The 9,773-nt window shown below is 65.2% G+C and carries 7 protein-coding genes; all 7 read right to left on the bottom strand.

The features are described from left to right. Positions 1–52: 52 nt before the first annotated feature. Genes E4Q23_RS18410 through E4Q23_RS18380 form a run of 7 tightly spaced genes read right to left on the bottom strand, consistent with a single transcriptional unit; the run spans position 53 to position 9,278 of the window. The gene (locus tag E4Q23_RS18410; RefSeq protein WP_169067997.1) at positions 53–427 is read right to left on the bottom strand and encodes a type II toxin-antitoxin system VapC family toxin; all 375 of its coding nucleotides are present in this window, start codon (positions 425–427) and stop codon (positions 53–55) included. A 3-nt stretch (positions 428–430) separates the two neighbouring features. Next, positions 431–712 (bottom strand): hypothetical protein, encoded by a 282-nt coding sequence (locus E4Q23_RS18405; protein WP_169067996.1) that lies wholly within the window; start codon positions 710–712, stop codon positions 431–433. Between the two features lie 15 nt (positions 713–727). Beyond that, positions 728–1,936 (bottom strand): BREX-2 system adenine-specific DNA-methyltransferase PglX, encoded by a 1,209-nt coding sequence (gene pglX, locus E4Q23_RS18400; RefSeq protein WP_169067995.1) that lies wholly within the window; start codon positions 1,934–1,936, stop codon positions 728–730. 6 nt (positions 1,937–1,942) lie between these two features. After that, entirely contained in the window at positions 1,943–2,176 is a 234-nt protein-coding gene (locus E4Q23_RS18395; RefSeq protein ID WP_248595567.1) for a PIN domain-containing protein, read from the bottom strand. An 11-nt stretch (positions 2,177–2,187) separates the two neighbouring features. Then, on the bottom strand, positions 2,188–4,728 hold the full coding sequence (gene pglX, locus E4Q23_RS18390; protein WP_169067993.1) for a BREX-2 system adenine-specific DNA-methyltransferase PglX: 2,541 nt from the start codon (positions 4,726–4,728) through the stop codon (positions 2,188–2,190). Positions 4,729–4,761: 33 nt separating this feature from the next. Next, on the bottom strand, positions 4,762–9,030 hold the full coding sequence (pglW, locus tag E4Q23_RS18385; protein ID WP_169067992.1) for a BREX system serine/threonine kinase PglW: 4,269 nt from the start codon (positions 9,028–9,030) through the stop codon (positions 4,762–4,764). A gap of 5 nt (positions 9,031–9,035) precedes the next feature. After that, entirely contained in the window at positions 9,036–9,278 is a 243-nt protein-coding gene (locus E4Q23_RS18380) for a helix-turn-helix domain-containing protein (protein ID WP_248595566.1), read from the bottom strand. Between the last annotated feature and the right edge of the window lie 495 nt (positions 9,279–9,773).

The raw sequence follows: 9,773 nt of genomic DNA, 5'->3' as shown, positions 1-9,773 counted from the left end.
GGCACGGGCCAGAGGCCGCCAAGCTTGGCGGAAGGCGACTTCGCAGGTGGCATCAAAGTGGAATTTCGCTCAGTGAATCGACGCGAAGGCCGGGAATCCAGTCGAAATCTCTGACGTTCCGTGTCGCCAAGTGCAGCCCGTGTTCGAGACAGGTCGCGGCGACCAGGGCATCGCCGAGCGTCATTTTCCGCTGCCGTCGCAGACTAATGGCGAGACTGACGGTTTGCGGCCCGATCTGATACTCGTCGAATGCACCCAACAAGGCTTGCAGCAACTTTTCCTCGTCGACACCAAGGCGATGATAGCCAAGCGTTTCGATACGCGTAACGACCGAAATTGCGGGCAGATTATTCAGTAGCCAGTCCTGTAGTGGATGACCCGGTCGTGCTACGGCGCGAATCAGGATATTGCTGTCAGCCAGCCACATGGCTCAGTCCTCGCGCCCCGGTTGTGTGGGCTCGGCGCGTTGCTCCCGCTGCCAGTCGGCGGCGTCGTCGATATGGGCAAACATTCCGGCCTGCGCAACGGCGTCCAGCGCCTGACGCATGGCTGCCTGACGCTCAGTGCGCTGGGTTTGCGGCGCGGGGGTCGGCGTTTCATCATCCAAAAGCAATATCATCCGCGCATGACGGCCGTAGAAGGCCTGGCAATCGGGAGGCAGCAAGATGCTGCCCTGGACCGAAATCGTGGTTTCAAGTTCTATGGCTTGCATTGAACAACTCCTTCTTCAATTTCGCCCGCGCCTGGCCGCCGTAGCCGCCGGCTTCCAGGCGCGCAGGTCATTAAGCGTGAATTGCAGCGCGCGCGCCTCGTCGGTGACGAAGGCGACGTAATAGTTGCCCATGCGTGCGCCGAAATCGGGATTCATGTCATTGTGCCATTGCGTGATCCAGGGTGTGAGTTCGAGCAGGCCGGCGAGCAAGGGCTGCAAGCGCTCACGACTCCAGCCTTCGTTTTCCTTCATGTCGATGAAGTACGTGGCCAGGGCCGTGGCCTGCTGCAGATGGTCCCAGCCGGCCCAGGCGATGAGCAGGCTGCCGTCGGCGCCACGTTCGCAGCCGGGGTAGCTGATCCAGCGCTCCTTGGGCACGTCCAGGCCGCCGCGCAGGCGCCAGAAGTCGGTCTTCAGGAAGTCCCTGCTCTGGTACTTGGGCGGCACCGGGATCTTGCCGACGCTGCGGATCAAATCTTCGCCTGCATCTTCGCGGCGCTGCAGGGCCCAGGTGTCTTCCCACTGGGCCCGCTTGCGCAGGCCGGTGTCGGTGTAACGCAGCACAGGTAGGAAGGGGACCGACTCGGCGGCGACGAGTCTGGCGACGAGCTGATTGACGTCGAAGTCGGCATGGCCGGCGTACAGCGCGGCGAGCTGCATGAACTCGGCATCGCGCCCGGCGGCGTCGGCGAGCCGGCTGGTGGACAGCAGCTGCGGAGTGGCGTCGCTGCCGCTGCCGTCCAGGCGCGGCCAATAGCGAGGAGACTCCAGGCGGGCCAGCAGCCAGTCGCGCAGCGCGGCCTGCTGCAGCGAATCCCACGCCGGCGTGTTCCAGCGGCGTTTGTACTCCGGGCGCTCGATCAGGCCGATGTTGCGGTCGTTCCCGATCAGGTCGATGCGCCGCTGTACGACCTGGCGGTAGCCCTCGGGCCAGCGGACCGGGATCTCGGTGACGGGTATCGAGCCGTGGCGCTCGAACCAGGTCGTGGTCTCGGTGCCGGCAGCGATGCGGCGGGCCAGCACGATTTCGAAGGCGCGCTCGCCGAGTGCCACCTCGGGCGGCGTCGGGTGCTCGTAGGCCGAGGCATCGCCGCCGGCCGGCAGCAGGCCGTAGAGCCGGTAGCAACGCCAGTCGAGTTCTTCCTGCGCGGCGACCATCTGGCGGCGAAGGCCTGCAGCACGGGCGCGGGCGGTGTCGAGACTCTCGCGGGTGTGCAGGGTCATGGCGCCTCAGACATTGTTCGGCAGTAACACGCCATTCAGTTCCCGATAAAGCGGAAACTGGCCGTCAAAACTGAGCAATTTCGCCTTGAAATGCAAGGCTGTCGCGATAATCAGCCGATCCTGCGGACCCTTGTGATGCTCTGGCAGTGCGACCGCTGCTGCGCCAATTCGGTGGGTGACTGGCAGAAAGCGAACAATTCCGGCCTGCTCCACTTGTTCGAGCCATTCGTCGAAACTCAAGTCGAGTACGATCATTCCTCGATTCCCCACTCGGCGGGAGAAGCGGAACACATGACATCGCCAAGCTCCCTGACCTTGCCGGCAAGTTGCGGCGGCGGCGCGCGGCGGCGAGACGGCCCGGCGGGTTCCTGGTCGGGGCAGGACGACGCGAGTAGCGCCGCCGGGCTGCTGGCGGCAAGTTCCTGGGCGAGGTGGTCGAGGGTTTGGGCGAGGTCCAGTGCACGCTGGTCGGTCAGCGGGAACTCGGCCACGTTGCTGGCATTGAACGCGTAGCGAGCCTCCCATGCCTCGTTCTGGACACCGCGGCCGATGCCGCTTCCTGCTTTGTCCTGGCAAACCTGCTTCAGCCAGAAACACGCCACCGACGAGTTGAGCAGCCCGAGCAGCCCCAGGTGCTCGTCCTCGCTAGCGCCGGTGGGCAGCTTGATGACCGGCGCTGTCCGGTTGAAGACCTTGCCGCCGCGGTCGAGAACGAAGTGGTTGTGGGTGGCGATTTCGGCGAAGGTGATGGTCAGCGGTGATCGGAGCTTGTTGACGTACAGTTCCTGATACTCGTACCAAGTCAGTCCGCGCTCGACCATCGGCGTACCGAAGCGCTTGCGTCTCGAAACCACACTGTAAGCGGGCCAGAAGTAGCGAGCGGTCCGCGGCAGGCTCTCAAGGTCAAGCAAGTTGAACTCATCGTCGTAGAGCCAGACCGCTGGCGTGAAGGCCGCTGACCAGTCACGAACCACGTCGCCGGTGACCATCGGGCGAACGTGTTCGATCCCCGCCCTCGCGATGTGCGTGGCGCCCTGTAGCAAGAAAAGTTCGTCCTCGCCGTTGACGGCAGTGATGCCGACCTCCCGGGCGATCGTGGCCAGCGCCGGACGATTCAACTCAAGCGATTCCTTGAGGCCCGCGGCACCGCCGCCTCCTATGCTCCACGGATGCTTCGCGAACATCGCCCGCTGTGTGTCCACCACGCTAACAAACTCACTCTCCGACCCCGCCCGATCGATTTGCGCGACGACCGCCGACCACACCAGCCCTTGTGCCGGATCATCCGGCGTGCTGGGCTCGCCCTTGATTCCCATCACCGTGCGCACGGCTTCGCCCACTGGCGCCCGGTGCCGGCCGAACAGGATGACTGTCGGCGTGCCGTGCCCCGGGATGTAGGCGCCCGAGGTGTCGACCACATGCGTTAAGTCCAGACGCGGCAGTACCTGCTCGATCAGCTTGCTGCCGAACTCGCGCTTCATGAATGAGTTGGTGGTGATCAGGCCGACGTAGCCGGCCGGCCGTGTATCGCGGCCAGTGACTGCCAATTCGAAGAAACGCTCGGTGAACGGCGCGCCCAGCGAATACTTCATATGGCAGCTGGCGTAGTGATTGCGATAGGTGGCGTTCAGCGCTGCGTCGCGCACGACGATGTACGGCGGGTTGCCGACCACCGCGTGGTATTGCCGGCCGAGAATCTCCTGCACTTCAGCCAGGTCTTCGCTGGCGTAGGCATGCGCCAGGCCGGTATCGGCAAAATGCTCGGCGCCCTGGAACATGTCGTCCGTGGCAGTCAGTCCAAAGCGCGTGCCGTGCAGCAGGCTGTCGCCGATGGCGACATGAATCCTGAAATCCGGCGCCGCGGCGATTCGCTGCACGTCGCTGGCCTGCAATGCGGCCAACAGCAGGCGGAAACGCGCGATGGCGACGGCGAACGGATTCAGGTCAACGCCGGCCACCGCATCCAGCGCTTTCTGGGCCACGTCGCGACGATTGCGGCCGGGCTCCTTGCTTGCCCATTCCTCGACCAGGCGATGGAAGCCGCCCAGCAGGAAGTGCCCCGAGCCGCAGGTGGGATCGATCATGCGCACCTGGCGATAGCCGAACTCGTTGATCGCCGGGGTGAGCGTCCGGTCGAGGATGAACTCCTCGACGAACTCGGGCGTCTGCAGCAGCGCATAACGCTTGCGCGCGGCCTCGCTCAGATCCTGGTACAGATCGCCAAGAAAGCGGGTGTTCCAGGTGGGATCGGTGAAGTCGCGAATCAGCGCCCCGGAATCGGCGGCAACCTCCTGCCAGAACTGCATCACCGCCATCGCCGCATCGCCGCTGATGCCGAGGCGAAAAACCGGGTTGTGGGCGCCGTCGAAGAAAGTGTGCAGGCCCGGCAAGGCGCCGGCCTCTTGGAAACACGCGATCAGATAGTCGCGATCGTTCTGGTGCGGATGTTCGCGAAAGTAGGCCTCATGCCGGTCGCGTGCCAGGGCCAGCCGGCCCGACTGCGGCGTGCCGCTGATCCACGGCCGCTCCACCAGCCCGTTGTCTTCGATGAAACGCAAAAACACGCAGCTCAGCAGCCAGTGCACACCGGCCTGGGTGATGACCTGCCCGGCCCAGGATTCGAAAGTCTCGGCCGTGCGCCCGGCGTCACGCGCCGCCTGCCACTCGGCCTGAAGCTGGATGCGCAACTCCGGCACTTCGCTGGCGGGGTTGAGCACGCGTTCGCGCAGGTCGTCTTCGAGGCGCTTGAGCAGGCGGGTCAGGTCAGCGAGCAGGATTTTGGCATCGATCATCGGAGGACTTCAATTCGTGCGCAATTTCTGCGTTCAAGCCGCGGCGGCGGCGGCGGGTGCGCGATGCAGGTTCCTGGCCCAGGCGACGGGAACATTCGCCCACTGGCTGGAAGTGATGACCGGTACGGGGACATCGTCGATGGTCGGCAGGCCGGTGGCCGCCATCGGCAGCAGCATCCACAGGCTGGCGAGCTTGCCCGGCCGGCCGACTTCGTCGCGCAGGTCGTCGATCAGCGACATCAGGCCGTAGCGGGCAATCAGGCCCGAGTTGACCAGCAGCACCGGCGCCGTCGCTTCGAGGAGCGCCTGCTTCACCTGCGGCAATGCCTTGTGCACCAGGCGCATCAGGCGGCTCCAGTCGCTGCTGTTGGGGGCGGGGGTGGCGGCGTCGGCCATCAGCACGACATTCCAGTTGACCTTCAAGGCTGCGGCCTGCTCGCGCAGGGCCTTGAGCATGAGGGTCTCGAAGCTCACCCGCTGACGGCCGAAACGGCGCAGCAATTCGGTTTCGACAGGGTGCGCCAGCCGCGGCTCGACGGTGAGCACGAGAAAACCACCCGCCTTTTGCGCATGGGCGAGGCGTTCTTCCAGCTTCTCTGCCTCGATGGCAGCGGCGGAGGTCTCGTTGGCGCCAGTATCCGCTGCCGGCAAGCCGCGCTCCATGGCCGTGGTGGCGCGGGAGTATTGCGTGGTGCTGCCCGCCGACGGGCCGAGACCTTGCGTCGAGGGCAGGTAGCCCGGACCGGCCGGGGCGTCGTCGCTCCACACCAGCAGCGCGCCGACGTCGGCCAGCAGCGTGTCGAGGAGTGGGCGGCGCGGCAGCGGCTGTGCTTCCGGGTAACGGCCGGCGACGCGATCCTGCACGTCCTTCGGCTTGAGAAAACGCACCCCCATCAGCGCACCGAGCGACTGGCGCAAGGCCAGAGAAGCGGCCATGCCGCGCGGATAGATTTCCTGCCGGCTGGACAGCGCCGCGCGCAGCGCTGCGGCGGTGGCCAGGCGCAACAGGCGCTGCGCGGAAAGCGCCGGATTGGCCTCCGGCGCGGGCACCGACTGCAGGGTTTCGAGGGCTCGCTGCGGCGTCAGCAAGGGTTCGGCTTGCGAACAGGCGTCTGCCGACGCGCCGAGCCGGCGGGCGTATTCGGCGATCTGTGCGGAAATTGCGATCAGCGGCAGGGGGCGGTGCTCGAATTCCTGAAAACGCAGGCGCTCCAGGTGGGCTTCGGCTTCGCAGCAGGCGCGAACGACGGCGGTCGCCAGGCGCATCCGCTCGGCGTCGTCCTGCGAGGCGCAGCCGCGCATGGCGAGCAGCGCCGACGCCAGCTCGGGTACCGTCATCACCCCGCCCTGGGTGGAAAGCAGGCTTTCGAAGTGGTTGCGCAGTTCGGTGAGCTGCGGCGTTTTCAGCCAGCGCTCGCGGGCTTTCAGCAAGGCGGCGGAAAGCTCGTTGCGGTCGATAGCCAGCGCTTTGGCGGCAACGCCCAGCGGCGTCCACAGGGGCGCTGGCGTGCATGGGGTCGAAGCTTCGGCCTCTTCCAGCCCGAGGTAGATGGCCAGTGCGGCTTCTTCGACACGATCGTCGCCGGCCGGGCGGCGTGGCAGCAACTGCGCGGCCAGCTCGTTGACGCTGATGGCGCCGGCCGCGGCCGTATCGTCGTCGACCTCGTGCAGCGTTGGGCGGCCTTGCACGAGGTCCGGCCGGATGGCCGCCAGGGCTTTGGCCTTGAGGCGGATTTCCTTGCGGATGCGATCGCCGACGCCGCGCAGATAGCGGAAGCGGACGCGATCGACGGCCAGCAACTCGCGCGCATTGTGGATGGCCATCGCTTCGAGCACGTTCTGCGCTTCGACGCTATAGCCCAGTTCGGCCATGTTGGTGCTGGCGGTGGCCAGGCGCGCGACGGCGTCGAAGAGGTCAGCCGACTGCTGGCTTGCCGACGCGCCCGCCTCGAAAATGTGGCGCCAGTCGCGCAGCATCGCTTCGGCGTTGTCGAAGCGCTTCTGCGGATTGCGGTTCAGCGCCTTGGCGAAGAAGGTGGTGAAAGCGTCGCGCAACAAGGGGTCGAAACGCTCGCTGGCCAGCGTCGCTTCGCAATCGAGCATCGACGGCTGTGTCTTGCCATCGCCCCAGCGCGGCAGCACACCGGTGAGCATTTCGTGCAGGGTGACGGCGAGCGCAAAGCGCTCCGCCTGCAGGTCCCAGCGCGCCGGTTTGCGCAGCGAGAGGAAGGGGTCGAGGTAGGGGTGGGTGCCGGCGGCGATGTTCTCGGCCGAGCTGCTGGTAAGCGAGAAATCGAACAGCACCAGTTGCAGCTTGCCGCGGGAGCCGGCCTGCGACATGCCGATGTTGTCGGGCTTGATGTCGCGGTGGGGGACGCCTTGCTGGTCGAGGTAGTCGACCGCCTGAATCAGCTGTTCACCGAAACGTTGCAGCAGGTCGAGCGACGGGCGGGCTTCTTCGCGGATGCCGAATGCCAAGGTCTTTTCGCCGGCCTGGTGCATCAGCAGTGCCGTCCGACCATTGACGGTAAGCGTGCGCTGCCACTCGACGATGTTCGGATGACGAAGCTTGGCGAGCGCTTCGCCCTCGGCGCCGAGACGGTCATTGAGGCTGGCATCGAGGGCGACCTTGAGGATCAGCTCTTCGCTTCTGGCGTCCTCGCGGACCAGCAGCACGTCGGCCGACGAGCCCCGGCCCATTTTGCGGATAACCGTGAAGCCGCCTTCGATGCGCTCCTCGGGTTTGGCATCGGCCGGATCGACGGTGGCCTCGGGCTCCGGGGTGGTCAGTTCATCGACGACCTTGTCGAGGTCCTGCAGGAATTCGTCGATGCTGCCGTAGCGGCCCATCACGTCGGGATGGGTGCTGTACTGGATGAGGTCCTGCAGCTGCTTGCCGCAACCGTCGAGCACGTCCGACAGGCGCAGGCCCTGGCCGATGCGCAACTTTTCGGCGAGATCGAGCACCGAGCTGGCCGGCGGCCGGCCGGAGAAGACGTGATAGCTGATCGCACCGAGGCTGAAGACGTCCAGGCTGGGGCCGTGCTGCGCCTCGGACTGCGAGGTTTCAGGAGCCAGATAGACCAGGCCGGGGTCCTCGACATACTCCTCGACGTGCATGGTGCCGCCGACGGTGCGCCGCGCCGGATCGACGCTGTCGGTGCCTTGCGTGCCCTCGCGTGTGCCCGTCTGCCAGTTCATGATGCGCGGCCGTGGCGTTGCGCCGGCGACATCCTGAACCAGGATGCTCTGCGGGCACAGGGCGCGGTGGTAGAGGCGCTTCTGGTGGGCATGCTTGAGTGTCTCGGCCAGGTCACGGACGATCTGCAGGCGCTGGTCTACGTTGAGTTGTTGGCCTCGCTGTTGCCCCCCTTCGCGCAGCAGGAAGTCGAGCCGGATTGCCTTGGGGTCGTGATCGAAGATGAGCGCCGGGCCGAGTTCAGTGTCCTGGTAGTCCTTGACCTTGACGATGCCCGGGTGATCGATGCCTTCGAGAATCTGGAACTCGCGCTGCGCCTGGCGAACCAGCGACTTGCGCGCATCGGCGGTGGCGGCGGCGGCGACCGTGTAGATGCGAATACGCCGGCGCACGGCCTCCATCGCGGTGTGCGTGCCTTCCCAGTCCTGGTAGGCGCCTCCTTCCGACAACAGCGCGCCGAGCTGGTAATCGGCCACCTTGCGATGCTTGTTCGAAGGCCTGATGCCGGCCTCTGCCATGGCCCGGGCGAGCACCCGGGCGTGTTGATGATCAACGCGGCCGAGCTGCATCGCGCGGGCACTGGCGGTTCCGTTTTGTAGCGCGTCGATGATCCCGGTATCGGACTCGCTGTCCGGCTGACCGCGGAGATAGGTGCCCGAGCGGGCCGTGCCACCGAGTTTGCAGTCAAGGCTGGTAGCCGACAGGAAGATCAGCGGCTCGACGAAGGGCAAGCGCAGCTTCGCCTTGAATACCGATGACTGCCGCCGCAACAGGCTGGCCAGTCGCTTCGCCTTGCGGTTGGCGAGGATCAGCGGGTTGTCGCAGGCCCGTTCACGACCGTCGGTGACCCACAGCCAGGTGTGCGCGTCGCCCGTGACGACGCCGGGCCGGCTCTTGATCTCGATGAGGAAGAGACCCGCCGGGGTGAGGATCAGCGCGTCAACCTCGTTGACCTTGCCCTCCTCGTCAATGAATTCAAAGTTGGTCCAGGCGTGCCAGGGTTCGCGATCGGGTAGCTGCTTGCGCAGCCAGTCCAGTGCCTCGCGCTCCCAGGCGAACTGCGACTGGGCGACGGCCTGCCAGCGACTGATGCTCATGGGCATTCAGGTCACCCTCGCAGTCGGGGCGGGTTGTCGTTTTGCCGAGGCTCGTCCGGAACGATTTCCAGCAAATCACCGAGCCCGCAGCCGAGGGCCGTGCAGATTCGCTCCAGCGCGGCGAGATCGACCCGGGTCGCCCGATCGCGCGTCAAGGCGGCCACCGTGCTGCGATTGACGTGCGCCAGCCGCGCCAACTCGGTCGTTTTCAGCTGGTCGCGGCGCATCAGTTCGACGAGGTGGCAACGGACCATGAAATCTCGATTTATGGCGGGGTGCTGCGCAGAGTAGCACAGCAACCCTCAACAGCGACACCTCGCGGCCGTTCGACAAGCCGAAGTCCGGGCGCATCGCCGTCAAGGTGATCAACCACCTGGGGGACGAGGTGATGAAGCTAGTGAAGGTTTGATGTTTGCTGCCGGATGATGGCTCCAGGCATATCTAACAATGTCTATATATGTCTATCTTGTTTTAGATAGAATCATATAGAACTTGCTAGAGGTGCCTATGCACCCGATCAAAAACCCCTCTTCCCCTGCCCCTTCTCCCGCAAGGGAGAAGGGAGTTTCGTGAGTCACTTGCGCGACTTTCACATTAACGGTCATGACACGTGGAGACACCCCAAATCATGAAAGTCATGACCGTTTCCCTCTTCCCCCTGCCCCTTCTCCCGCAAGGGAGAAGGGAGTTTCGTGAGTCGCTTGCGCGACTTTCACATTAACGCCATCAACTTGCGTGAACATTGAAAC

Source organism: Candidatus Accumulibacter phosphatis (assembly GCF_012939955.1).
In the GTDB taxonomy this organism is placed as follows: domain Bacteria; phylum Pseudomonadota; class Gammaproteobacteria; order Burkholderiales; family Rhodocyclaceae; genus Accumulibacter; species Accumulibacter delftensis.
Note: the sequence above shows the minus strand (reverse complement) of the source record. Positions and strands in the feature narration are given on the sequence as shown.

What these genes read in the sequence shown, in the direction of transcription:
- pglW (WP_169067992.1), bottom strand. Translation starts at nt 9,030, where the DNA reads ATGCCCATGAGCATCAGTCGCTGGCAGGCCGTCGCCCAGTCGCAGTTC.
- E4Q23_RS18380 (WP_248595566.1), bottom strand. Translation starts at nt 9,278, where the DNA reads ATGGTCCGTTGCCACCTCGTCGAACTGATGCGCCGCGACCAGCTGAAA.
- pglX (WP_169067993.1), bottom strand. Translation starts at nt 4,728, where the DNA reads ATGATCGATGCCAAAATCCTGCTCGCTGACCTGACCCGCCTGCTCAAG.
- pglX (WP_169067995.1), bottom strand. Translation starts at nt 1,936, where the DNA reads ATGACCCTGCACACCCGCGAGAGTCTCGACACCGCCCGCGCCCGTGCT.
- E4Q23_RS18410 (WP_169067997.1), bottom strand. Translation starts at nt 427, where the DNA reads ATGTGGCTGGCTGACAGCAATATCCTGATTCGCGCCGTAGCACGACCG.
- E4Q23_RS18405 (WP_169067996.1), bottom strand. Translation starts at nt 712, where the DNA reads ATGCAAGCCATAGAACTTGAAACCACGATTTCGGTCCAGGGCAGCATC.